We start from the raw sequence: 24446 nt of genomic DNA, 5'->3' as shown, positions 1-24446 counted from the left end.
TAACATTTAGTGATATAAAAAATCTATAAAACTAATTTTGTACAGATATAAAAAACAATGTGATTTTATGAAAACTACAATTTTAGGATATCCGAGAATAGGAAAACAAAGAGAACTAAAAAAAGCAAACGAAGGGTATTGGGCTGGTAAAACAAATCAAAAGGAGCTTTTAGAAGTAGGCCTCAGTATTAGAAAAGAAAACTGGCAACTTCAAAAAAATACAGGAATAGATTCTATTCCATCAAATGATTTCTCTTTTTACGATCAGGTATTGGACACCTGCTTAAGCGTAGGGTGTATTCCCAAACGTTATGATAAGCTAAAACAAGGAAATTCGTTAGACTTATACTTTGCAATGGCAAGAGGTATACAGAACAAAGACATTGACTGTACTGCCATGGAAATGACCAAATGGTTTGATACAAACTACCATTACATTGTGCCAGAATTTGAAAAAGAACAAACCTTTGAGTTTTTCTCCACTAAAATAATTGACGAATACAAAGAAGCTTTAGAATTAGGTATAAAAACCAAACCTGTACTAATTGGTCCGGTAACATTCCTTTTATTAGGTAAAGAAAAAGAAGCGGGTTTTCACAGGTTAAATTTATTAGAAAAACTATTACCTGTCTATTTCGAAATTATTTCTCAACTAGCTTTATTAGATGTTGAATATATTCAATTTGATGAGCCTTGTCTAGCTTTAGATTTAAATGAACAAGAAAGACAGGCCATTAAATCTACCTATGAAAAAATAAACACCAAGTTCCCAAATTTAAAAGTCTTTTTAGCAAATTATTTTGATTGTTATGGTGATAATTTAATTACAGCACTACAATTACCTATCGATACGCTGCATTTAGACTTGGTAAGGTGTCAATTACAATTAAATGATATTTTAGAATCTAAATACTACAATCCAAACACCAAATTATCTTTAGGTTTAGTAGACGGTAGAAATATTTGGAAAAACAATTTTGATGATTCTCTTAAAACTATTGAACTAGTGATTTCGAAAATTGGGGAAGAAAATATTTGGATCTCCTCATCTTGCTCTTTACTACACAGCCCTTATGATTTAGACTTAGAAACCAATGAAAATAACTTAACTCCAGAAATAAAACAATGGCTAGCATTTGCCAAACAAAAATTACAAGAAATCAGAGCTTTAAAAGGATTAGCCTCATCCAATTATAATGAGTTTGAAAAAGAATTTAAGGACAATAAAATTGCGCAGGTAAACAGAAAAACATCTACGCTAATTCATAACGAAAAAGTAAAAAATAGAGTGCTTGCTCTAAACGATACACATAGCCAAAGAAAAAGCACATTTAAAAGCAGGCAAACAAAACAGAAATCAGCATTAAAACTCCCCTTATTCCCTACCACTACCATTGGATCTTTTCCACAAACCAAAGAAGTTAGAAACTGGAGATCTAAACTAAAAAAAGGAACCTTATCACAATTAGAATATGATTCCTTAATAGCCAAAGAAACAAAAGAGTCCATTCGCTTTCAGGAAGAGACGGGTATTGATGTTTTAGTTCATGGAGAATTTGAACGAAACGATATGGTTGAATATTTTGGAGAAAAATTAAATGGATTTGCTTTCAGCAGTTTTGGTTGGGTACAAAGCTATGGCAGTAGATGTGTAAAACCCCCTATCCTCTTTGGTGATGTATCTCGAGAAAATGCGATGACTGTAAAATGGTCTTCCTATGCACAATCTCAAACGGACTTACCCGTAAAAGGCATGCTTACTGGGCCTATAACCATCTTACAATGGTCTTTTGTTAGAAACGATCAACCCAGACAGGTAACATGTAATCAGATCGCATTGGCCATTAGAGACGAAGTGGTTGATTTAGAAAGCAACGGAATAAAAATAATTCAAATTGATGAACCCGCTATTCGAGAAGGTTTACCGTTAAGACAAGAAGCTTGGAAAAACTACTTGGATTGGGCAGTAAAGGCATTTAGAATTTCTGCAAGTGGTGTTAAAGACGAAACACAAATTCATACACATATGTGTTATTCTGAATTTAACGATATCATTAATAGCATTGCTGCCATGGATGCAGATGTCATTACCATTGAAACCTCTCGATCTGAAATGGAATTATTAGAGGCTTTTGTTGATTTTAAATATCCTAACGAAATCGGTCCTGGTGTTTACGATATTCATTCACCAAGAGTGCCTTCTGTGGAAGAAATTGAACACCTACTCGTAAAGGCAAAAAACGTTTTACCAAAAGAGCATATCTGGGTAAATCCCGATTGTGGTTTAAAAACCCGAGACTGGCCGGAAACAAAAACGGCTTTAAAAAACTTGGTAAAAGCAGCTAAACAATTAAGAAAAGAAGACATGGAAGTTGTTTAAATTTATTTATATACTAATGAAATTTTAAAAAAATTTCCTTTTTAACCATGAACTCATCTTGACTTTTTGTTTTTAACCGAAAATGAGATGAAATTTGTTCAGATGAGGCATTTTTTGCAAGGCATAGCAGTGCTAAGCATAAAAAAAGTAACAAAATATGGGCAAATTTTAGCCATTTTTTTAGGAAATAGAAAAAGTCAAGATGAGTTCCATATTAAAATCCTATATTCTATACAGAATTTAGGATTTTTTTTTGCAAAACTGTAACAAAAGAAAATAACACCTCTCTATACTATAACAAATTGTTTTTTTGACGCCAACTAAATTAAATATCGAACAGCTTGTCGAGTTTTGTAAATCTGGAAACCAATCTGCACAATTGGAAATATATAACAGATATTATAAAGCCATGTACAATGCTTCTTTTAGAATTGTAAAAGATAGCTTTGAAGCAGAAGATATTATGCAAGATTCATTTTTAATGGCTTTCACAAAATTAAATAACCTTAAAGAATCAAAAACATTTGGAGTCTGGTTAAAACGAATTGTTATAAACAATAGTATTTATCATTACAAAAAGAATAGTAAAAACAAAGAAATTCCTTTAGATGATATGCTATATAAGATAGAAGATGACAATAACGGCATAGATAGCAATTACGAGTTTGCAAATATAAAGGCAAAGCAAATCTTAAACACAATGAAATCATTAAAAGACAATTATAGAATTGCTTTAACCTTAAATTTAATTGAAGGTTACGATTATGAAGAAATCAGTGATATTTTAAATATTACAAACGCTAATTGCAGAACAACTATTTCTAGAGCCAAAGAAAGCTTAAGAACAAAATTACAAATGGTTTATGAGTAAAAAGAGTATAGATCAACTGTTTAAAGAACATGAAAATGATTTCGATATAGAAATCCCCGAATCAAATCATACGGATCGTTTTTTAAACAAATTAAACAAACAAGGCGGACTACAATCAATTAAAGTTGATAAGCAAAGGCGTCGTTTATGGAAACCCTTAATTGGTGTAGCCGCTTCTGTTATATTATTAATAACACTTTTTATAGGTTCTCAACAAGAAACAAATTATAGGGAATTAGCCAGTGTATCTCCTAAAATGGCAAAAACAGAAGACTTTTTCACATCCACAATAGCCGATGAATTAAGCAAAATCAAGAATGAAAACTCACCTAAAGTTCAAGCGTTAATTCAAGATACTATGGCACGTATAAAAGTATTGGAAAAAGATTATGAAGCTTTAAAAATAGATTTGACTGAAAGTGGAGATGATCGTAGGGTTATCTATGCCATGATTTCCAACTTTCAAAATAGAATAGACCTATTACAAAATACTTTAGAGCAAATTGAAAAAATAAAACAATTAAATAATCGATCATATGAAATATCTGATATCCATATTTAATGATACGAAAATCATTAATTTAAGATATTACATGTGTCAATTAAAAAACAATTAAAATCAATCATATGAAACAAGCACTACAATTTAAAACACTAATATTATTTTTAATATTACCGCTACTAGCTACTGCCTCATCAACAGAAGCAAAAGGCAAATACACAAAAAAGAAAACAATTAATAAGTCATACTCAGTTGCGCCGAATGCCTCGCTAAGTATAGATAATAGCTACGGAAATATAGATATTGTTACTTGGAACGAAAATAAGGTGGTTTTTGAAATTACAATTACTACCACAGGTAATGACGAAGAAAAAGTTCAAGAAAAACTAGATGATATCACCGTTCATTTTGAAGCTTCCTCTACTCATGTTTCTGCAGAAACAAGATTTGGAGAAAAAAGGTCAAACTCTTGGTGGAATTGGAAAAGAAATAATAAAGTCAATATGAAAATCAATTACATTGTTAAAATTCCAATTACAAACAATATAGATTTAAATAACGACTACGGGAGTATTAATGTCGATAAGCTTGAAGGTCATGCAGAAATAAATTGCGACTATGGTAAAATCACTACTAAAGAACTAATGTCCGATAACAATAGTATTAATTTTGATTATACGAAAAACTGCTACTTTGAATATATAAAAAGTGGAAAAATAAATGCCGATTATAGTGGCTTCACTGTGTCTAAAACTAATAAACTAGATATTAATGCAGACTACACAAACTCTAAAATCGAAATAGCTGAAGACGTTAATTATAATTGTGACTATGGTAACATTAGCATTGACAAAGCAAACAATATTATTGGAAATGGCGACTATTTAACAACCATTATAGGTGATGTCTATAAAAACATAGTTATTAAAGCAGATTATGGTTCCATAAAAATAAAAAGGATGAATGAAAATGCAGGTAACGTGACTATAAAATCTGATTATGTAGGTATAAAAATTGGTTACGTTCCTACCTATAATTTCAATTTTAATATTGATTTAGAATATGGGTCATTAAACGCTGACGGACTGGAATTCACAAAGAAAATTATAGAGTCTACAGACAAACTTTATATAGGTCATTATGGTAGTAAAAACTCCAGTAATACTGTCAATATAGAATCTGAGTACGGAAGTGTATCACTTTTCAAAAATTAATTCATCAATAATAAATCTTAAACACATGAGAACATTAATCAAAAAACAAACAGTCCTAATTATAGCGACCTTACTTTTAGCATCTACATCTTATGCACAATGGAAATCAATAAAAGGAAATGGTACTATGAAAACCATAACCCGAACAACCCCAGAATATGATGGTATAAAATGTGCCGGAAATATGGATTTCATTATTGTAAATGGCACAGAAGGAACCATTAAAATTAAAGGTGAAGAAAATTTACTGGATTACATTATTACTGAAGTTAAAAACAATAATTTAATAGTAAAAACAAAAAAAGGAATAAATCTAAAATCCAGCATGGCTAAAACTATAAAAATTACTATCCCTGTTAAAGAGATAAGTAACGTCTCTCTGGCTGGTTCTGGCGATTTATGGAATGAAAATACAATAACAGCCAATAATTTAGATATATCATTAGCGGGATCTGGCGATGTTAGCCTTAACATTAAAGCGACATCTGCAAAAGCCTCGATAGCAGGTTCTGGAGATCTCAAACTTAAAGGAAACACTAATGATTTAGTAGCAAAAATAGCGGGATCCGGTGATTTTCATGGATTCGATTTACAAGCAAATAATACAGAGGTTTCTGTTGCCGGCTCTGGTGATGCTAAAGTTATTAGTAATAAAACCTTAAAAGCTAGAGTATCTGGCTCTGGAGATATTGTTTACAAAGGAGATCCTATAGTAGACAGCAAAGTAGCAGGCTCTGGAAGTATTTCTAATAATTAAAATATTCATCAATCAATCAATCAATCAATCAATCAATCAATCAAAACATCACTCATAATACTACTGCCTAAACATAAAAATATTTTATCTTTTCAAATAAAAAGTGTAAACAAGATGTTTTGAAAATTAAAAAAATAAGCGATTAAAAAATAGGGTTTACTCCTATCCTTAATCGCTTATTAACTTTAACAATATTCTGATATTCAAAGAATACAAATAAGAATTAGAAGTATTTTATGCGCTACTTATTATTTGGCCTATAGTAACAAATTCACTACACAAAAAAACACTTGTTATTGGACTATTTTGCAAAAATGAAAAGTAAAATTATAACTGCCTTCATTTAAAAAAAATATTGCACCTGCTATCGCTAAAATAGTTCATTACTCAATTTTCCAAATTTTAAGTATTTAACATTTCATTAACACATCCATCAGCAATATTATAATTGAATTTTTAGTTCTAAAGTTGTATAAGAATTATCTTATAGTCCCAAAAATCTAAAATCAAATGAAAACAACAATTTTTTTAAAAAAAATTAAAATTAGCCTATTCGCTTTTATATTAGTTTTTGCTTCATGCGAAGACAACGAAAGCATTGCAGAACCTGTTAATGAAACTACAACAACAGATCAAGAATTTATCGAAAAATATTTTCTTGGCGAACCTGTTAAAGTAAAAAAAGAAGAAGATGGTACTTTTTCACTTCAAGGTACCGATATTAGATTATTTGAAGAACAACTTACAGATACTAAAGTTACGTTTGATAATAACGAAGCTCCAAGCCTCGAACCTACTAATAAAAGTAAGTTAGGATTAGCCAGTGGCATTCGTAAATGGTCCAACAATACGATTGTATATGTTATTCAAGGCTTAAGTGAATCTGTAAAAAGTGAGCTTCAAAAATCCATAAAAGAATGGGAAAGTAAAACAAACATAAAGTTTAAAGAGCGTACTAATGAGTCTACTTATGTTACTATAAGTAGCAATGGTAATTCTTGTAATTGCGGTGTTGCTACCTTAGGTGCTAATGGATCTAGAGGTTTTATTAGACTAGGAACAAGGACAACTGCTGTTGTCATTATTCATGAAATTGGACATACGTTAGGGTATATTCATGAGCAAAATCGTTCAGATAGAGACGATCACATCATTATTAATTATGAAAATATTACTGAGAACGCAAAAGATCAATTCTTTAAAAGTACTTCTGCTATTCTGGTAACAAAAGACTTTGATATCAAATCAACTATGATGTATGGTAGTTACACCTTTAGTAAAAATGGAAAACCAACAATTACCGACCTTAATGGTAATGTGCTTCCTAGAAGAAAAGCTCAAATATCCGCACTAGATATTGAAGGTACAAATAGCGTTTACCCTTCTGATACTAACCCTCCAAACCCTAGCGATCCATGTGATGGTATTGAGGCTTGGAGTAGTTCTACAAGATATTCTGTTGGTGATAAAGTAACTTATTCTGGATATTTATTTGAACGCGATTTTATCAGATGGAATCAAATAGCAAAATGTGGTAATAATTAATATATCAATAACCTACTTATAAAAATGGATTAATTAAAGATATTTCTTATATATTTAAGGTAGTAATTTAAAATTACTACCTTTTTTTATCTTAAACTAAAACCGTTTATTTACCCTTCATCGTTTAATTTTGGAACTCTGAATAATAAAATAATACCTGCTAAAAAGAAAATAAACAAAAATAGAATCGCATTTCTCATACTTCCCGTTATCTGATCTATAGTCGCAAATATTCCCATACCAATTACAATACCTATTTTTTCTGCAACATCATAAAAACTAAAATAAGATGTTGTATCCTCTGTTTCTGGTAAAAATTTCGAATACGTAGACCGTGCTAAAGATTGAATCCCTCCCATTACTAAACCAACAATGGATGCTGCAATATAAAACTGCATGGGTGTTTTCATAAAATAAGCATAAAAACATAATGCCATCCAAATAAAATTAATAGCAACTAATGTCTTAATATTTCCATATTTTGAAGAAGCTCTTGATGTTAAAAAAGCACCAAGTACAGCTACTAATTGAATAATTAAAATGCTTCCTATTAAACCTGTAGTTTTATCCGAAGCACTCCCCCACGCTATTTCCTCTTCTCCAAAATAAGCAGCAACCAACATGATGGTTTGTACCGCCATACTAAACACAAAAAAAGCGTATAAATAACGTTTTAATCTTAAATCTGATTTTAGTTGTTTCCATACCTGTCTTAGTTCCTTTAAGCCATTAAAAACAATAGCCTTGGTTACTTTATGACCTGATGAAGTCCCTTTTGGTAAGTGGTAAAACGAATACTGACTGAATAGTGCCCACCAAACACCTACCGTAATGAATGATATTTTCATAGCTTCGATAGAAGCCGCATCTTTTGCTGTTTTTAAAGCTTCATTGATTTCTAACTCAGAACCCGTATTTCTTATAGATTCGGATATACTAATATCAAAACCAAACCACTGAGGAAACATCACCATCAGCAAATTTAAAATCAACAAAAGCACACTCCCCAAGTACCCCATAGAAAACCCTTTAGCACTAATACTATCCTGCTGTTCAGGAAAGGCTATATCTGGTAAATAAGAATTATAAAAAACCAAGCTCCCCCAATACCCTATTAAACCCATAAAGTAAAATAGCAAGCTTAAGTGAATATGCTCTAAGTCAAACCAATACAACCCTATACAACCTGCACTTCCGACATAGCAAAAGAATTTTAAAAAATTCTTTTTATTTCCAATATAATCGGCAATACCAGATAAAACTGGAGACATAAAAGCGACTACTAAAAAAGTGAAAGCGGTAACAAACGTGATAAGAGCGGTACTTTTAAATTCAAATCCAAAAGCAGAAACAGTTTTTATCTCTGAAAGAAACAATGCCGAATAAAATATCGGAAAAATAGAGGATGTTATTGTTAATGTATAAACTGAATTTGCCCAATCGTAAAACGCCCAAGCATTTAAAAGTTTTTTACTCCCTTTTTCTAGTAATGCCATAATAAAAAAGCTGCCCTTTTATGAGCAGCCCACTAAAATAATCAAATATTTTTATTTCTATGTTAAGAAATCAGCAATAACAAGTAGTAAAAATCAACTAAAATGATTACTAGTTAATTACAAACTAAATTATTTTCTAAAGGTAGTAACCCCAAACTTTTTAGCCTCTGCCTTAGCTGTAGGTGCTAATGCTTTTAGGTTTGCAATACGAGAATCGTTTGATGGGTGTGTGCTTAAGATTTCCGGTGGTGCTTTACCGCCACTATTAGCCTTCATACGCTTCCATAATTCTGACGCTTCATCCGGGTTATACCCTGCAATTGCCATTAAATATAATCCAATTTTATCAGCTTCAGTTTCATGACTTCTACTAAAAGGCAGCATCACTCCTACCTGCGATCCTATACCATAGTATTGATTAAATGCATTTCTAGATTTTTCATCTTTAATGGCTACATTTCCAGCTACAGCTAAACCTTGCTGTACATAAGCTGCACTCATACGTTGCTGTCCATGATTCGCTAAGGCATGTGCCACCTCATGTCCCATAATAGCTGCCACGCCAGTTTCTCCGTTAGCAATGGGTAAAATACCAGTATAAAAAACTATTTTCCCTCCTGGCATACACCAAGCATTAACTGTTTTATCATTTACTAAATTATATTCCCATTTATAATCATTCAAATACCCATGATGTCCATTAGCATTTAACCAACGTTCCGCAGCCACAGCTATACGCTGCCCTACTCTAGTTATCATAGCTGCATCTTTTGTTCCTTTAACAACTTTATTCTCATTCAAAAACTGATTATATTGAGCAAAAGCTGTTGGGAACAATTGAGAATTCGGCACTAAAGCCATTGTCTTTTTACCGGTAAATGGATTTGTAGCACATGATAATATGAATACGATCATACCAAATACTAAAAGTGCCTTTTTTAATTTCATCATATAAGGTTTATAATTTTTTATAAAAATACAAAATTCGGAGTATTATATATTTTTTAGACACAGCATATTTTTATTCGTCACATGAATAGAATAAAAATATTCCAACAAATGGTGTTATGTATCTTTAATATATCCGACATATTAAAAAACTAAAACCTTATGAAAAAGCTAATTATATTCTGTTTTGCAATAACACTATTTAATTGTAATAGTAGTGCTCAAAAAACAGAACAAAAAACCTTTGAAGTTTCTAAAACTGATGCAGAATGGAAAGCGCAATTATCCGAGATGGCATATCATGTCTTAAGAGAAGCAGGAACTGAACGCCCATTTACAAGTCCGCTAAATAAAAATTACAAAAAAGGAGTTTACGTTTGTGCAGCATGCGATACGCCTTTATTTAAAAGTGAACACAAATTTGATTCTGGTACAGGATGGCCTAGTTTTGATAGAGAAATTAAAGGCAATGTAGCTTTTGGATCTGATAATAAATTAGGATATTCCCGTGACGAAGAACACTGTGCTACATGTGGTGGACACTTAGGGCATGTTTTTAATGATGGTCCTAGAGATACTACAGGAAAACGTCATTGTATTAACGGTGTAGCTTTAAAATTTATTCCAAAAGAATAAATTTTTAATATTCAAAATAACAATTACAAAATTTCAATTCGCATGTATTTATAATGGCTATTTGGAATTTAAAAAATGACGCTTTATTTTTAAAAAATGGAAAGCTATTTAAAAAGTGTCATCAAACAATTTGAATATTATAAAAGTTTAGGGGATAAAACATTTAACCAACTAAGCTTTGAAGAACTCCAAAAAGAATTTACAGAAGACTCTAATTCTATTTCCATAGTTGTAAAACATATTGTAGGCAATATGTTAAGTCGATGGACGAATTTTTTAACTGAAGATGGCGAAAAAGAATGGAGACATCGCGATCAGGAATTCGAAGACACTTATACTTCCAAAGATAACCTTACTAAAGCTTGGGATCAAGGTTGGAAATGTTTATTTGATGCTATTACACCTTTATCTGAAAACGATTTAGAACGTATTATTTACATTCGAAATCAAGGGCACACAGTTATAGAAGCTATCAACAGACAATTAGCACATTACTCTTACCATACAGGACAAATCGTTTTTCTTGGAAAATTGGTAAAAGGCAAGCATTGGCAATCATTATCAATCCCTAAAGGGGACTCTTCAAAGTACAATGCAGAAAAATTTAGTAAAGAAAAAGGTAGACGTCACTTTACAGATGATTTGTAGTTGGATATTTTAAGACTTAAGATCGCTTCGCTATTAGAACCAAGAACAAAGACCTATTTTTAGTTAAATTGAAATATCACCACTTAGCAACTTTGCGCCTTAGCAACTTCGCGAGACCAAAACTAACGACCCAAGACCGCTCCACAGTCATAACCAAGAACAAAAACGCATCCTCAGTTAAATCGAAACATAATCACTTAACAACTTTGCGCCTCAGCGACTTCGCGAGACCAAAACTAACGACCCAAGACCGCTCCACAGTCATAACCAAGAACAAAAACGCATCCTAAGTTAAATCGAAACATAATCACTTAACAACTTTGCGCCTCAGCGACTTCGCGAGACCAAAACTAACGCCCCAAGACCGCTCCACAGTCATAACCAAGAACAAAAACGCATCCTAAGTTAAATCGAAACATAATCACTTAACAACTTTGCGCCTCAGCGACTTCGCGAGACAAAACTAACGCCCCAAGACCGCTCCACAGTCATAACCAAGAACAAAAACGCATCCTAAGTTAAATCGAAACATAATCACTTAACAACTTTGCGCCTCAGCGACTTCGCGAGACAGAACTAACAACCTAAGACCGCTCCACAATCAAAACCAAGAACAAAAACACATCCTCAGTTAAATCGAAACATAATCACTTAACAACTTTGCGCCTTAGCGACTTTACGAGATTAAAACTAATTTCCTCTGTAACTCGACCAAACAACACTATTATTTCAACTTCTTCTTAAAAGGTCTAATAATTAAACGGGCTTCTCTATCAAACCTCACATAATTATATACCCAATTTATAAAAACGACCATCCTATTTCTAAAACCTATTAGAAAAAAGAGGTGAACGAACATCCAAACATACCAAGCAAAAACACCTTGAAACTTAAATCGCTTCAAATCAACTACTGCCTTATTTCTTCCTATGGTAGCCATACTCCCTTTATCCTTATAAACAAAAGGCTTCATAGGTTGTTCTTCTATCAATCGAAGGACATTGTCCCCTAATTGGTCTCCTTGTTGAATAGCAGGCTGTGCCATCATAGGCAAACCGTTAGGGTGTTCTTCATTGACCATGCAAGCGACATCCCCTATGGCAAAAATATGTTCGAATCCTTTTACTTGACTAAATTCATTTACTAAAAGTCTATTCCCTCTAGTCACAAATTTTTCGGCTTCCAACCCTTTTATATTGGCTCCTTTTACTCCAGCAGCCCAAATTAGAGTAGCTGTTTCAAACGTTAAATCCGTATTGGTTGTTACTGTTTTTCCATCATAGTTAGTGACCCTAACATTTTTCCAAACATTTACTCCCAATTTTTCTAAAAAATCTTCAGCTTTTTGTGAAGCATTAGCACTCATTCCTTTTAAAATACAATCACCGGATTGAACTACATGAATTTGAGCTAATCGTGTATCCAAATCTGGATAATCTTTGGGTAAAATACCTTTTTTTATTTCAGCTAAGGCACCAGCTAACTCAACACCTGTAGGCCCTCCTCCAACAATCACAAAATTCATAAGTGCATTTCGTTCATTAAGATCTGAAGTCAGCAAAGCATCCTCGAAATTCTCAAGAATCAAACTTCTTAAATTAAGAGATTGCGGTATGGTTTTCATGGCCATACTATACTTTTCTATGGCTGCATTTCCAAAATAGTTGGTTGTAGATCCAGAAGCTACAACTAAATAATCGAACCTGAGCTTACCTATATTGGTAATTACTTTACGCTTTTCAACATCAATTTCTCCAACATTGGCTAATCTAAAATGAAAATTAGGAAAGTCTTTTAATATTTTTCTAATAGGATAAGCAATAGAGTCTGGCTCTAATCCGCCTGTAGATACTTGATATAATAAGGGTTGAAAGGTATGATAGTTATTCTTATCTAACAAAACAACTTGAAGATCTTGTTTCGATAATTTTTTAGCTAAAGCTACTCCTGCAAAACCACCTCCAATAATAACTATTCGAGGAAAACTTGTTCTTGGTATATTCATAAGCAGGCTTTTCTCTTTTTAATAGATTTTATGTAATTCGCAAAATTCAGATTATTATTTAACATTGGCTATGCTTATTTCATATATAAATGCTTGCAATGCAAAGGTAATACAAAGATGTAAATTTAAGGCTTTCTAAATTCTTTATTCGAATTCGATTTTGTAGATTTGTAGCCTAAAAAATCACACATGAATAAATACGATATTATTGTTCTTGGTAGCGGCCCAGGGGGGTATGTTACAGCTATTAGGGCATCACAATTAGGCTTTAAAACTGCTATTGTTGAAAAAGAAAATCTTGGTGGTGTATGCTTAAATTGGGGTTGTATCCCAACGAAAGCTTTATTAAAATCTGCCCAAGTATTTGAATATCTTAAACATGCAGGAGATTATGGACTTACAGTTAAAGATTTTGATAAAGATTTTGATGCGGTAGTTAAGCGTAGTCGTGGTGTAGCTGATGGTATGAGTAAAGGCGTTCAGTTTTTAATGAAGAAGAATAAAATTGACGTTATTAATGGGTTTGGAAAACTTAAACCCGGTAAAAAGGTTGATGTTGACGGCACAGAATATAGTGCAGATAATATAATTATTGCAACGGGTGCTCGATCTCGTGAATTACCAAGTTTACCCCAAGATGGAAAAAAGGTTATCGGTTATAGAGAAGCGATGAGTTTACCTAAACAGCCAAAGAAAATGATTGTTGTTGGTTCTGGTGCTATTGGTGTTGAGTTTGCTTACTTTTATAATTCGATGGGAACTGAGGTAACTATTGTTGAATACCTGCCAAATATAGTACCTGTTGAAGATGAAGATGTTTCTAAACAATTAGGACGATCATTTAAGAAAAGTGGTATAAAAATTATGACTTCTGCCGAAGTTACTTCTGTTGATACATCTGGAGAAGGTGTAAAAGCAACTGTAAAAACTAAAAAAGGCGAAGAAGTTCTTGAAGCTGATATTATTTTATCTGCTGTAGGTATAAAAACAAATATTGAAAATATTGGATTGGAAGATGTTGGTATTGTTGTAGATCGTGACAAAATTATTGTTAATGATTTTTACCAAACAAATATCCCTGGTTATTATGCAATTGGAGATGTTACTCCTGGTCAGGCTTTAGCACATGTCGCTTCTGCGGAAGGCATCCTATGTGTTGAAAAATTAGCTGGACAGCATGTTGAAGCTTTAGATTACGGAAATATTCCTGGTTGTACATATTGTTCACCAGAAATAGCCAGTGTTGGTCTAACTGAAAAACAAGCTAAAGAAAAAGGCTTAGATATTAAAGTTGGTAAATTCCCCTTCTCTGCTTCAGGTAAGGCAAAAGCAGGTGGCGCAGCCGATGGTTTTGTAAAAGTGATTTTTGATGCTAAATATGGCGAATGGCTAGGTTGCCATATGATTGGAGCTGGTGTTACCGATATGATCGCAGAAGCTGTTTTAGGTAGAAAGTTAGAAACTACCGGACACGAAGTATTAAAAGCTGTACACCCACACCCAACTATGAGTGAAGCTGTCATGGAAGCAGTTGCTGATGCTTATGATGAAGTGATACATCTTTAAAAGATGAAAGAAATAGATATCTAGATGTTAGATATTAGATTAAAAAAAGTTCCGAATTTATCGGAACTTTTTTATTTATATTATATAATATGATCTGGTTTATATAAGTGAACGAAGCAAGTCCAGATTCCAGGTTCTAGGTTCTAGGTTCTAACTTATAAAACTTTGAATAGCCAACTCATAACTCTGCAATCCAAAACCAAGAATAACGCCTCTAGCATTTGGTGAGACATAAGACTGGTGACGGAATTCCTCTCTATTAAACGTATTTGAAATATGCACTTCAATTACCGGGGTTTCAATAGCCTTAATGGCATCACCAATACCCACAGAGGTATGTGTATAAGCAGCAGCATTCAATATAATACCATCATGATTAAAACCAACTTCATGCAACTTATCAATGAGCTCACCTTCAATATTAGATTGAAAATAATCAATCTCTACATTAGTATATTTTTGTTTTATCTCTTCTAAAAACTCAGTAAATGATAAACTCCCATAAATATTAGGTTCTCTTTTTCCCAGTAAGTTTAAATTTGGCCCGTTAATAATTGTCAATTTCTTCATGAAGTAAAAATATTAAAAAATTGAGCATAAAAAAAGAAACCTTCAAAGGCTTTATCTAGTTCTATTTAAATTTATATCCTAAACCAACAAAAAGACCATTTAGCTTTCTAGTAAGGCCGCTAGGTGCTTCTTCAAGTAAATTAGATAGACCAATGTTATATCTAGCTTCTACAAATAAGCCATCTATAAATCTACTAATATAAATATCATAAGCAACACCAAATTCAATACCATAATTAAATGACTTAAATCCGTCATTAACATTAAGTAAAAAACCAAAGCTTGGCCCTGCAAGTACATTGAAATCTTCAGATACTTCATATTTTGCCATAAGCGGAACACTAATTTGATTTAAATCCTTTACAGCAATATAAAGCAACTCGGGACGAAAAGCAACTGCTTTAAAAACTCCTATCTCAGCAAACCCTCCTACATAAAAACCTGTTTCATTGTTTGTTATGCTAAACACTCTGTTTTTAACTTTTAATGAAGAGAAATCTACACCAGCTTTAGCCCCATATTTAATTTCTTGAGCCTTTGTGTTTAACCATGTAAATAACACAATTACGGTACATAATAATATCTTTTTCATAATAGATTTGGGTTTAATTAACTTTAAATACGGATAAAATTATCTTAAGGTTTTTTTACTGATAAAAAAATAACTACATAACTTCATCTTACGAACCGTATATAACAAAAAAAACCTAAGAAGTAGCTTCTTAGGTTTTTAATTTTATTAAATCTGTCAACCTATTTCAAGGTGACTATTTTTAAAATATAAAATAACCAACAGAAAGAGAGAAAACACTATTTTTAGCATCAACATCTTTAATGATGTCACTAAAACCTAAATTGTAACGTGCCTGAAAGAAGAGTCCATTAGGTAGTTTGAATTGAGCTCCAAATACAGCACCAAAATCAGTGCTTTCTGCTCCTAAATCTTCAGTTTCATCATCAGAATCTTCCTCATCAGTAATTACAAATCCTATTTGCGGTCCAGCTTGTACACTTAACCCCTCTACGATAGTAACATCAGCCAAAACTGGTATATTAATGTAATCTAATTTACCAGTAGAATCAAATCCAGGTTCAGAGTAAGTAAATCCTTGAGCAGAATAAATTAATTCTGGTTGTAAAGCAAATTTATCGGAAATACCGATGTTTGCTACAGCTCCAATATGTAAACTTGTTCTTCCATCTAAATCATCAACATCATCACCAGTAACACTAGCAAAGTTAGCACCAGCTTTGGCACCAAATTTAATTTCCTGAGCATTTACGCTTGTTAATCCCAATACTGCAACAGCAGCAAAAAGTAATAATTTTTTCATAAGATAAAATTGTTTTTAGTTTTTGATTGAACAAATAAAGCCTATTTTTTTTTAACTGCAAAAATAAATCATCAAAAAAAAATCCCTTTACCGAATAAATATGCTATTAATCGGTTTTTTTACGTAGTAAATATTATTATTTTTACAAACTATGAAATGGGAACATGCACTTAATGATTATAAGTTATATCTAAAAATCGAAAGAGGCTTATCCGAAAATTCCATCGAAAATTATTCTCGTGATGTTAAAAAATTAATTAACTATTTAGAGCATCATAATATTAAAGAATCTCCAATAACAATTGCCAAAGAAATAATCCAGAGGTTTATATACGAAGTTGCCAAAGCAATAAATGTACGTTCGCAATCTCGTCTAATTTCTGGATTGCGGAGCTTTTTTAGCTATTTAATATTTGAAGATTACAGAACTTCAAACCCCTTAGAGCTTATAGAATCCCCTAAAATTGGGAGAAAGTTACCAGATACACTAAGTGAAGAAGAAATTGATACCATTATAAATGCTATAGATTTAAGCAAACCAGAAGGAGAACGTAATCGCGCTATGCTAGAAACACTTTATGGGTGTGGCTTGCGAGTTAGCGAACTCATTAACCTTAAGATTTCTGATTTATTTTTTGACGAAGGCTTTATAAAAGTTACTGGTAAAGGCGATAAACAACGCTTTGTGCCTATTATAGATGTTACTCAAAAATATATTAATATATATAGAAACGAAATTCGGAATCATTTAAACATTCAAGCTGGCTTTGAGGACACACTCTTTTTAAACAGGAGAGGCAAACAACTTACCAGGGCAATGATTTTTACTATTATCAAACAATTAGCAGAAAAAATTGGATTAAAAAAAAGTATCTCTCCCCATACTTTTAGACATTCTTTTGCTACTCATTTATTACAAAATGATGCAGACCTTAGGTCTATACAATTAATGCTAGGGCATGAAAGTATAACGACTACTGAAATTTATGTCCACTTAGATAAAAGTCATTTAACTAAAGTGGTAGAGAAGTATCATCCTAGGAAATAGATGTTAGATGTTAGATGTTAGATGTTAGATGTTAGATGTTAGATGTTAGAAAAATAAAAAATTGGAATTAAAAAATCCAGCATGAGCTGGATTTTTATATAATTTTAATATGAGATTCTCTATAGTTTATCTTGAGTGAAGATAAAGCAGGAATGTATTACTTAGCAATATTAACAGCTCTGGTTTCTCTTATTACGGTTACTTTAACCTGACCAGGATATGTCATATCCGTTTGTACTTTTTGAGATATGTTGAATGATAAATCGGCAGCTTTTTGATCATCTACTTTTTCACTTTCAACAATGACTCTTAGTTCTCTACCAGCTTGAATAGCATATGCTTTCTTAACACCTGTAAAGCCAAAAGCAATATCCTCTAAATCTTTTAATCGTTGGATATAACTATCCAATACTTGACGACGTGCTCCAGGGCGTGCTCCAGAAATAGCATCACAGACTTGTATAATTGGTGCTAATAACGATTTCATTTCAATTTCATCGTGGTGTGCTCCTATGGCATTACATACATCGGCTTTTTCTCCAAATTTTTCTGCCCATTGCATCCCAAGAATAGCGTGTGGTGTTTCCATATCTGCTTCAGCATCTGGCACTTTACCAATATCGTGTAATAATCCAGCGCGTTTTGCCAGTTTAGGGTTAAGCCCCAATTCTGCAGCCATAACACCACAAAGCTTTGCAACTTCACGCGAGTGTTGTAGCAAGTTCTGTCCATAAGAAGAACGGTACTTCATACGTCCTACCATCTTAATAAGTTCTGGGTTTAAATTATGTATTCCCAGATCAATGACAGTACGTTTTCCTACTTCAATAATTTCTTGTTCAATTTGTTTTTTAGTTTTCTTTACAATCTCTTCAATACGTGCTGGGTGGATTCTACCATCGGTCACTAGTTTATGTAATGACAAACGGGCAATTTCCCTTCTTACAGAATCAAAGCAAGATAATATAATAGCTTCTGGTGTATCATCAACTATAATTTCAACACCAGTTGCAGCTTCGATAGCACGAATATTTCTACCTTCTCTACCAATAATACGTCCTTTAACATCATCCGATTCTATATTGAATACAGACACACAATTATCAACAGCTTCCTCGGTTCCTATACGTTGTATGGTATTTATAATAACTTTTTTAGCATCTTGCTCTGCAGTTAGCTTCGCTTCTTCTAAAGCACTTTGTATGTAAGCCATCGCATCATTTTTAGCTTCGCCTTTTAAAGACTCAACTAACTGTTCCTTGGCTTCTTCAGCAGAAAGACTAGAAATAACCTCTAATTGCTGTACTTGGTTTTTATGAAGCTTATCTAGCTCCTCTTGTCTCTTTTCAAGCACATCAAGTCTATGGTTATAATCTTTAGTTTTTCTTTCTAGATTTTCATTAAGCTTTTTTCCTTTTGAGAGCTCATTGGATATTTGCGATTCTTTATCGCGTGTACGCTTCTCTGCTTCTGCCATTTTCTTATCTCTAGATAAGATGACCTTTTCATGTTCTGATTTAAGTTCTATAAATTTTTCTTTAGCTTGAAGAATTTTATCTTTTTTTAATCTTTCCCCTTCACTCTTCGCTTCTTTGAGTATTAAATCTGCATTTTTTTTAGCTTCTTTTATCAGTTTAGAAGCATTATTCTTCTCTAGCCTTTTTGTTATGATAAAACCTATTATGAGTCCTAAAATAACGCCTCCTACTGCATATATAATTGAGTTGTCCATCGTTTTTAGTTAGTTATTGTATATAAAAAAGCCTACACCAGTATAAAGTTTTGTATAAACTCCTTAAAAACAAGTTTAGGGCTAACAAGTTGATCAAGGGTCTGCTCGAGCTACTGAAATAAATCCAGTACTAGCAGCATGCTTTTACAACTTAAACTCACCCTTTTTAAAGAATTAACGTTGAGTTTATCAAAAAAAATAACCAATGTAGGCAGTAACTTTTTAGTTTATTTTAAAGAACGTTAAGAGATCAAATAAGAATGCAATAAATCATTAAGCGAATTTAGCTTTTCTTCTACATGCTCATTTACATTATCTTTATTAATAGATTCCTGTTCTACTTGAGATGCAAACTGCAAGGCACACATCGCCAATACATCTTGTTTATCTCTAACAGAATAACTTTGCTCAAATTGCTTTATCATAGCTTCAATGTTTTTAGCTGCTTTACGCAATCCTTCTTCTTGACTTGCTTCAATAGTTAAAGGATATACTCTATTTGCTATAGACAGCTTTATTTTAAGCTTTTCTGACATTGAATTTATGTTACACTAATCTGAGAGTTGAGCAATACAATGATCTATATCTCTAATTAATGCGTTTATTTTAAGCTTAGTTTCTCTTTTATTATCGTCACTACCAAGCATTGTATTTGCTATTTTTAAAGCTTCATATTTTTCTTCCCAACTTGCGATATGCAATTTTTGGTTCTGAATTTCTTTTTTTGAAACTTCTAATTCTTCGTTTAATTTAGAATTAGCAAGTTTTAAAAGCTCTAATTTGTGTAATACCTTACTAATTTTGTTTTCTAAAGAATCTACAATATCTTCAATATTACCCATTTACAAATTTCAATACTTATAACACAAAGTTAACATACCTGTTTATAAATTACAATTGTTTTTTCATAAAATTTCAAAATCTATAGATATTGCTCATAATCAGATTAATGGTTACAACTATGGTTCGATTATTGTTTTATTCTTTGCATATCCATTTCAAATTAATATTTTAGCCATAATACTTTTATATGCGTTTTATACTTTCTCTTTTATTTATATCCTCGTTTTTTTTAAATGCGCAAAATAATTATCCTCAAGATTATTTTGATAGTCCTTTGGAAATTCCGTTAATATTATCGGGTACGTTTGCCGAATTGCGTTCTAATCATTTTCATTCTGGTTTAGACATAAAAACACAACAACGTACGGGTTTAAAAGTTAAGGCATCTGCTGACGGATTTGTAAGCAGAATAAAAGTTTCTCATTATGGTTACGGAAAAGCATTGTACATCACACATCCAAATGGTTATACAACTGTTTATGCCCATTTGCAAAAATTTGCTCCAGAGATTCAAGCGTATATTAAAAAGCATCAATATGAAAAAGAATCCTTTGAGATTGAGTTATTTCCAAATGCTGAGGTTTTACCAGTAACAAAAAATAGTATTATAGCTTATAGTGGAAATACGGGAGGCTCAGGGGGACCTCACTTACATTATGAAATACGGGATAAAAAAGAACATCCCATTAATCCGATGCTTTTTGGCATTGATATAAAGGATTCCACAAACCCAATAATAAAATCGATTTACGCATACCCTTTGGATGAAAATTCGTTTGTAAATAAAGTGAATATCAAACAAAAGCTGCAATTAATCCCTTTAAAGAATGGTGATTATACGATAAAGAATATTGAAGCTTATGGCAATATTGGCTTTGGTATTGAAACTATAGATAGGCAAGACTTGGCCGCAAACTCAAATGGTGTTTATAACATTCAAACTTTTTTAAATGGTCGTAGAAACTTTGAATTGGATTTTAGAACGTTTTCATTTGGAGAGACTAAGCACATCAATCGGCTTATTGATTATGAGCATTACGCTACAAAAAAACAGCGGATTCAAAAACTATTTAAAAAAGACAACTATCTAAGCATATACAAGTCTGTTGTAAAAGATGGTTGTGTATCTATACAAGATAGTACATATTCAGTTTATAAAATTAGAGTTGCCGATTATAAGAACAATGAATCATGGGTGACCATACATATTAAGGGTACTAGAGACCATTTTTCTGAGCCGCAAAAAAAGCAAACAACCTCTTATTATATAAAAGCTAATAAAGCTACAAATCTAAAAGAAGGACACGTTTCTGTTGATTTTTACAAGGATACGTTTTACGATGATTTTTATATAGATTTTCAAGTAAAGAACGACACACTTACTTTACATAAAAATATTATTGCTGCTAATAAATCATTCAACATCACTTACGATGTAAGTGCATACAGCGATGAAGATAAATCGAAATTATACATAGCCCGTCTGTTAGGACGTAAAAAACAACCTTTTTACACATCCACAAAGAGAAAAGGCGACCTTTTGATAGCAAAAACAAAAACCCTGGGGACGTTTACATTAGCTACAGACAGCATAAAGCCAATAATTACTCCTGTTAACTTTAAAAAAGGACAATGGTTAAGTAAATATCGTTATTTAAAAATTAAAATTGAAGATAAGCTTTCTGGAATTTCTAAATACAGAGCTACGGTTAATGGCAAATGGATTTTAATGGAATACGATTATAAAACAAAAATACTCACTCATGATTTTAATGATAGCATCATTACAGACACAAAGAATCATTTAAAAGTAATAATAACCGATAATGTTGGAAATAATTCTACTTTTGAAGCGTTATTTTACCGAAAATAAATTTACACTCTTTTGAAAACAAAACTACTAGTAACTTCCTTTCTATTTTTTTTCATAATCACAATTGGTTTTTCGCAAACAGCAACAATTAAAGGCGTTATATTAAATGAAAATAGTCAACCTGTAGAAAAAGTAAATATTAAAACAGGTACTAGTGGAACCGTAACAAATTCTAATGGTTTTTTTATTTTAGAAATCAATGCCAACCAAGACGTTACAGTTGAGTTTACTCACCTCTCTCATAAAAAAATTGTAAGTACATTCAATTTGAAAAGTGGAGAAGAATACGAGTTTAACCCTGTAATGAGCACTTCTGTTGAGCAAATAGCCACCGTTGTGGTGACCAACAACAGACGTAAAGAAGTTGAAGGCATTATTACTTTAAAACCTGAGGCTATAAGAAAAATACCTGGTGCCAATGCTGGAGTGGAAAATTTATTATTAACACTACCTGGCGTAAGTAATAATAACGAATTAAGTACTCAATATTCTGTACGTGGTGGTAATTATGACGAAAACTTAGTCTATGTTAATGGCATTGAAGTTTATCGTCCCTTCTTAGTACGTTCAGGACAACAAGAAGGCTTGAGTTTTGTAAATACAAATTTAGTGCAAAACGTTGATTTTTCTGCTGGTGGATTTCAGGCAAAATATGGAGATAAGCTTTCTTCAGTTCTTGATATAACCTACAAAACACCATACCAATTTGAAGTTAATGCAGATTTAAGTTTATTGGGAGGAAGTCTTTCTGTTGAAAATATAAGCAAAGATTCAAGATTTACTGCAATTACAGGTGTTCGCTATCGCGATAATAGCTTGCTAGTAAATGCTAAAGAAACTGAAACCAATTTCAATCCTACGTTTGCTGATGCTCAGACGTATTTCACTTATAAGTTTTCAAATAAATTTCATTTAAGCTTTTTGGGAAATGCCTCAATAAACAAATACAATTACGAACCACAAACAAGACAAACCAATTTTGGTACATTAAGCGATCCTGTGGCATTGATAGTCTTTTATGAAGGGCAAGAAAAAGATCGTTACCAAACTTATTTTGGAGCTTTAAAAGGCACCTATTTTGCTAATGACGACCTAACTCTTAAACTCATTACATCCACTTATCATACAACAGAGGAAGAGTATTTCGATATTTTTGCACAATACAGATTAGGTGAAGTAAATACAAATATTGGTGATGAAGATTTAGGTGAAGTAGAGTTTAGTCAAGGTATTGGTAGTCAGTTAAATCATGGTCGAAATGATTTAGATGCTCTAATAACTAATATTGAACATAAGGGCGATTTTAATATTAATGATAATAGAATAGAGTGGTCTGTAAAATACACCAACGAAGATATTAGAGATCGCTTAATTGAATGGGAGATTATTGATTCATCTGGATTTTCAATTAGACCACCAAGAACAATCCCTGTAAACGAACAACCGTATGCTCCTTATAGTGGTCCGTTAGAAGCATTTCAAAATGTAAGAGCGACCAATAATACACAAATAAATAGAATACAGGCTTATTTACAATGGAGTAAACGCTCTAAAATAGGAACAAGCGATGTTTGGTATAATGCAGGTGCAAGGGTTCATAATTGGAGTGTTAAAGGAGATGGTATTGCATCTTCAAATCAAACAGTATTTAGTCCTAGAGCCCAATTTGCCATCAAACCTTCTTGGGAAAAAGACATGCTTTTTAGAGTTGCGGCCGGGTTGTATTATCAACCTCCTTTTTACAGAGAGCTTCGAGATGCTAATGGTGTCGTACAGCCCAATGTAAAGGCGCAACAATCATTTCATTTAGTATTGGGTAACGACTATAGTTTTAAAATGTGGGATAGGCCTTTTAAACTAACCTCTGAAGTTTATTACAAAAACTTAACCGATGTAAATCCATATACTTTAGAAAACGTACGTATTCGCTATAGAGCAAGTAATAATGCTGAAGCTTATGCATACGGATTGGATATGCGTTTAAATGGGGAGTTTGTTCCGGGCACCGAATCGTGGTTTAGTTTTGGATATTTAAAAACCGAAGAAAATATAGATAACAGAGGTTATATCTCTAGGCCAACAGACCAACGCTTAAAATTCGCTGCTCTATTTCAAGATTATGTACCAAATGTGCCAAGCATGAAAATGTATTTAAATTTGGTTTATAATACTGGTTTACCTGGTGGTTCTCCTAGCTATGCAGATCCTTACGAATTCCAAAATAGATTACCAGACTATAAACGTGCTGATCTAGGTCTACAATTTGTACTTGTTGATGCAAAAAAACAATTTAAACGCGGCTGGAAAAAACCTTTTAAAGAACTTTCTTTCGGATTTGAAATTTATAATATGTTTGATGTCCAAAACTCAATTACAAATACCTGGGTAAGAGACGCCCTTAGTAAACGTCAATTTGCCATTCCTAATTTTTTAACACCACGTGTTTTTAATGTCAGAACAACTATGAAGTTTTAAATT

General features: G+C 32.4%; 21 protein-coding genes and 1 other RNA gene. 12 read left to right on the top strand and 10 right to left on the bottom strand.

The window, feature by feature from the left end; translation table 11 throughout:
• Positions 1-67: 67 nt before the first annotated feature.
• The 6 genes from metE (at position 68) to Q4Q34_RS15090 (ending at position 7269) form a co-directional block, all read left to right on the top strand.
• Positions 68-2380 carry a 5-methyltetrahydropteroyltriglutamate--homocysteine S-methyltransferase gene (metE, locus tag Q4Q34_RS15115; protein WP_303315462.1) on the top strand — a complete coding sequence of 771 codons (2313 nt, stop codon included), beginning with the start codon at positions 68-70 and terminating at the stop codon, positions 2378-2380.
• Positions 2381-2690: 310 nt separating this feature from the next.
• Positions 2691-3251: an RNA polymerase sigma factor gene (locus Q4Q34_RS15110; RefSeq protein ID WP_303315464.1), complete on the top strand. Its 561-nt coding sequence runs from the start codon at positions 2691-2693 to the stop codon at positions 3249-3251.
• Entirely contained in the window at positions 3244-3813 is a 570-nt protein-coding gene (locus tag Q4Q34_RS15105; RefSeq protein ID WP_303315465.1) for a hypothetical protein, read from the top strand. The genes Q4Q34_RS15110 and Q4Q34_RS15105 overlap by 8 nt, the downstream gene beginning before the upstream one ends.
• Before the next feature lie 65 nt (positions 3814-3878).
• Positions 3879-4967: a hypothetical protein gene (locus tag Q4Q34_RS15100; protein ID WP_303315467.1), complete on the top strand. Its 1089-nt coding sequence runs from the start codon at positions 3879-3881 to the stop codon at positions 4965-4967.
• A 25-nt stretch (positions 4968-4992) separates the two neighbouring features.
• Complete coding sequence (locus Q4Q34_RS15095; protein ID WP_303315468.1) at positions 4993-5724, top strand: head GIN domain-containing protein; 732 nt, start codon at positions 4993-4995, stop codon at positions 5722-5724.
• Between the two features lie 510 nt (positions 5725-6234).
• The gene (locus tag Q4Q34_RS15090) at positions 6235-7269 is read left to right on the top strand and encodes a M12 family metallopeptidase (protein WP_303315469.1); all 1035 of its coding nucleotides are present in this window, start codon (positions 6235-6237) and stop codon (positions 7267-7269) included.
• A gap of 110 nt (positions 7270-7379) precedes the next feature.
• Here Q4Q34_RS15090 and Q4Q34_RS15085 read toward each other — a convergent pair whose 3' ends face one another.
• The gene (locus Q4Q34_RS15085) at positions 7380-8765 is read right to left on the bottom strand and encodes an MFS transporter (RefSeq protein WP_303315471.1); all 1386 of its coding nucleotides are present in this window, start codon (positions 8763-8765) and stop codon (positions 7380-7382) included.
• A 129-nt stretch (positions 8766-8894) separates the two neighbouring features.
• Positions 8895-9713, bottom strand: coding sequence for a M48 family metallopeptidase (locus Q4Q34_RS15080; protein WP_303316294.1), 819 nt, complete (start codon positions 9711-9713; stop codon positions 8895-8897).
• Between the two features lie 162 nt (positions 9714-9875).
• On the opposite strand from Q4Q34_RS15080, the gene msrB reads away from it, so the two are divergent.
• Together msrB and Q4Q34_RS15070 are read left to right on the top strand one after the other, a co-directional pair.
• Positions 9876-10349, top strand: a complete 474-nt coding sequence (msrB, locus tag Q4Q34_RS15075) for a peptide-methionine (R)-S-oxide reductase MsrB (protein WP_303315473.1) — start codon at positions 9876-9878, stop codon at positions 10347-10349.
• A gap of 96 nt (positions 10350-10445) precedes the next feature.
• Entirely contained in the window at positions 10446-10997 is a 552-nt protein-coding gene (locus Q4Q34_RS15070; protein WP_303315475.1) for a DinB family protein, read from the top strand.
• 724 nt (positions 10998-11721) lie between these two features.
• On the opposite strand, the gene Q4Q34_RS15065 is transcribed toward Q4Q34_RS15070, so the two are convergent.
• A complete protein-coding gene (locus tag Q4Q34_RS15065) occupies positions 11722-13002 on the bottom strand; it encodes an NAD(P)/FAD-dependent oxidoreductase (RefSeq protein ID WP_303315477.1) in 1281 nt (426 codons plus the stop codon).
• Between the two features lie 189 nt (positions 13003-13191).
• On the opposite strand from Q4Q34_RS15065, the gene lpdA reads away from it, so the two are divergent.
• On the top strand, positions 13192-14568 hold the full coding sequence (gene lpdA / locus Q4Q34_RS15060) for a dihydrolipoyl dehydrogenase (protein WP_135876372.1): 1377 nt from the start codon (positions 13192-13194) through the stop codon (positions 14566-14568).
• Between the two features lie 150 nt (positions 14569-14718).
• Here the strand turns inward: lpdA and aroQ are convergent, their stop codons facing one another.
• From aroQ to Q4Q34_RS15045, 3 genes are all read right to left on the bottom strand, one after another.
• Positions 14719-15138: a type II 3-dehydroquinate dehydratase gene (aroQ, locus tag Q4Q34_RS15055; RefSeq protein WP_303315479.1), complete on the bottom strand. Its 420-nt coding sequence runs from the start codon at positions 15136-15138 to the stop codon at positions 14719-14721.
• 61 nt (positions 15139-15199) lie between these two features.
• A complete protein-coding gene (locus Q4Q34_RS15050) occupies positions 15200-15730 on the bottom strand; it encodes a porin family protein (protein WP_303315481.1) in 531 nt (176 codons plus the stop codon).
• A 181-nt stretch (positions 15731-15911) separates the two neighbouring features.
• The gene (locus tag Q4Q34_RS15045; RefSeq protein WP_303315483.1) at positions 15912-16472 is read right to left on the bottom strand and encodes a porin family protein; all 561 of its coding nucleotides are present in this window, start codon (positions 16470-16472) and stop codon (positions 15912-15914) included.
• 151 nt (positions 16473-16623) lie between these two features.
• Between Q4Q34_RS15045 and xerD the strand changes: the two genes are divergently transcribed.
• Positions 16624-17520 carry a site-specific tyrosine recombinase XerD gene (xerD, locus tag Q4Q34_RS15040; protein WP_303315484.1) on the top strand — a complete coding sequence of 299 codons (897 nt, stop codon included), beginning with the start codon at positions 16624-16626 and terminating at the stop codon, positions 17518-17520.
• Between the two features lie 157 nt (positions 17521-17677).
• Here xerD and rny read toward each other — a convergent pair whose 3' ends face one another.
• The 4 genes from rny to Q4Q34_RS15020 form a co-directional block, all read right to left on the bottom strand.
• Entirely contained in the window at positions 17678-19252 is a 1575-nt protein-coding gene (rny, locus tag Q4Q34_RS15035) for a ribonuclease Y (protein WP_303315486.1), read from the bottom strand.
• A 56-nt stretch (positions 19253-19308) separates the two neighbouring features.
• Positions 19309-19438: non-coding RNA, 6S RNA (gene ssrS / locus Q4Q34_RS15030), on the bottom strand.
• Positions 19439-19494: 56 nt separating this feature from the next.
• A complete protein-coding gene (locus tag Q4Q34_RS15025) occupies positions 19495-19788 on the bottom strand; it encodes a cell division protein ZapA (protein WP_135876365.1) in 294 nt (97 codons plus the stop codon).
• A gap of 15 nt (positions 19789-19803) precedes the next feature.
• Positions 19804-20094 (bottom strand): hypothetical protein, encoded by a 291-nt coding sequence (locus Q4Q34_RS15020; RefSeq protein WP_303315488.1) that lies wholly within the window; start codon positions 20092-20094, stop codon positions 19804-19806.
• 188 nt (positions 20095-20282) lie between these two features.
• On the opposite strand from Q4Q34_RS15020, the gene Q4Q34_RS15015 reads away from it, so the two are divergent.
• Together Q4Q34_RS15015 and Q4Q34_RS15010 are read left to right on the top strand one after the other, a co-directional pair.
• Complete coding sequence (locus tag Q4Q34_RS15015) at positions 20283-21968, top strand: M23 family metallopeptidase (protein WP_303315490.1); 1686 nt, start codon at positions 20283-20285, stop codon at positions 21966-21968.
• 12 nt (positions 21969-21980) lie between these two features.
• A complete protein-coding gene (locus Q4Q34_RS15010) occupies positions 21981-24443 on the top strand; it encodes a TonB-dependent receptor (RefSeq protein ID WP_303315492.1) in 2463 nt (820 codons plus the stop codon).
• The last annotated feature ends 3 nt before the right edge of the window (positions 24444-24446 follow it).

This window comes from Flavivirga abyssicola, from assembly GCF_030540775.2.
GTDB lineage: Bacteria > Bacteroidota > Bacteroidia > Flavobacteriales > Flavobacteriaceae > Flavivirga > Flavivirga abyssicola.
Note: the sequence above shows the minus strand (reverse complement) of the source record. Positions and strands in the feature narration are given on the sequence as shown.

Excerpts from the sequence above, each read along its gene's own strand:
- metE (WP_303315462.1), top strand. The coding sequence starts at position 68 with ATGAAAACTACAATTTTAGGATATCCGAGAATAGGAAAACAAAGAGAA.
- Q4Q34_RS15105 (WP_303315465.1), top strand. The coding sequence starts at position 3,244 with ATGAGTAAAAAGAGTATAGATCAACTGTTTAAAGAACATGAAAATGAT.
- Q4Q34_RS15100 (WP_303315467.1), top strand. The coding sequence starts at position 3,879 with ATGAAACAAGCACTACAATTTAAAACACTAATATTATTTTTAATATTA.
- Q4Q34_RS15095 (WP_303315468.1), top strand. The coding sequence starts at position 4,993 with ATGAGAACATTAATCAAAAAACAAACAGTCCTAATTATAGCGACCTTA.
- Q4Q34_RS15090 (WP_303315469.1), top strand. The coding sequence starts at position 6,235 with ATGAAAACAACAATTTTTTTAAAAAAAATTAAAATTAGCCTATTCGCT.
- Q4Q34_RS15085 (WP_303315471.1), bottom strand. The coding sequence starts at position 8,765 with ATGGCATTACTAGAAAAAGGGAGTAAAAAACTTTTAAATGCTTGGGCG.
- Q4Q34_RS15080 (WP_303316294.1), bottom strand. The coding sequence starts at position 9,713 with ATGAAATTAAAAAAGGCACTTTTAGTATTTGGTATGATCGTATTCATA.
- msrB (WP_303315473.1), top strand. The coding sequence starts at position 9,876 with ATGAAAAAGCTAATTATATTCTGTTTTGCAATAACACTATTTAATTGT.
- Q4Q34_RS15070 (WP_303315475.1), top strand. The coding sequence starts at position 10,446 with ATGGAAAGCTATTTAAAAAGTGTCATCAAACAATTTGAATATTATAAA.
- Q4Q34_RS15065 (WP_303315477.1), bottom strand. The coding sequence starts at position 13,002 with ATGAATATACCAAGAACAAGTTTTCCTCGAATAGTTATTATTGGAGGT.
- lpdA (WP_135876372.1), top strand. The coding sequence starts at position 13,192 with ATGAATAAATACGATATTATTGTTCTTGGTAGCGGCCCAGGGGGGTAT.
- aroQ (WP_303315479.1), bottom strand. The coding sequence starts at position 15,138 with ATGAAGAAATTGACAATTATTAACGGGCCAAATTTAAACTTACTGGGA.
- Q4Q34_RS15050 (WP_303315481.1), bottom strand. The coding sequence starts at position 15,730 with ATGAAAAAGATATTATTATGTACCGTAATTGTGTTATTTACATGGTTA.
- Q4Q34_RS15045 (WP_303315483.1), bottom strand. The coding sequence starts at position 16,472 with ATGAAAAAATTATTACTTTTTGCTGCTGTTGCAGTATTGGGATTAACA.
- xerD (WP_303315484.1), top strand. The coding sequence starts at position 16,624 with ATGAAATGGGAACATGCACTTAATGATTATAAGTTATATCTAAAAATC.
- rny (WP_303315486.1), bottom strand. The coding sequence starts at position 19,252 with ATGGACAACTCAATTATATATGCAGTAGGAGGCGTTATTTTAGGACTC.
- Q4Q34_RS15025 (WP_135876365.1), bottom strand. The coding sequence starts at position 19,788 with ATGTCAGAAAAGCTTAAAATAAAGCTGTCTATAGCAAATAGAGTATAT.
- Q4Q34_RS15020 (WP_303315488.1), bottom strand. The coding sequence starts at position 20,094 with ATGGGTAATATTGAAGATATTGTAGATTCTTTAGAAAACAAAATTAGT.
- Q4Q34_RS15015 (WP_303315490.1), top strand. The coding sequence starts at position 20,283 with ATGCGTTTTATACTTTCTCTTTTATTTATATCCTCGTTTTTTTTAAAT.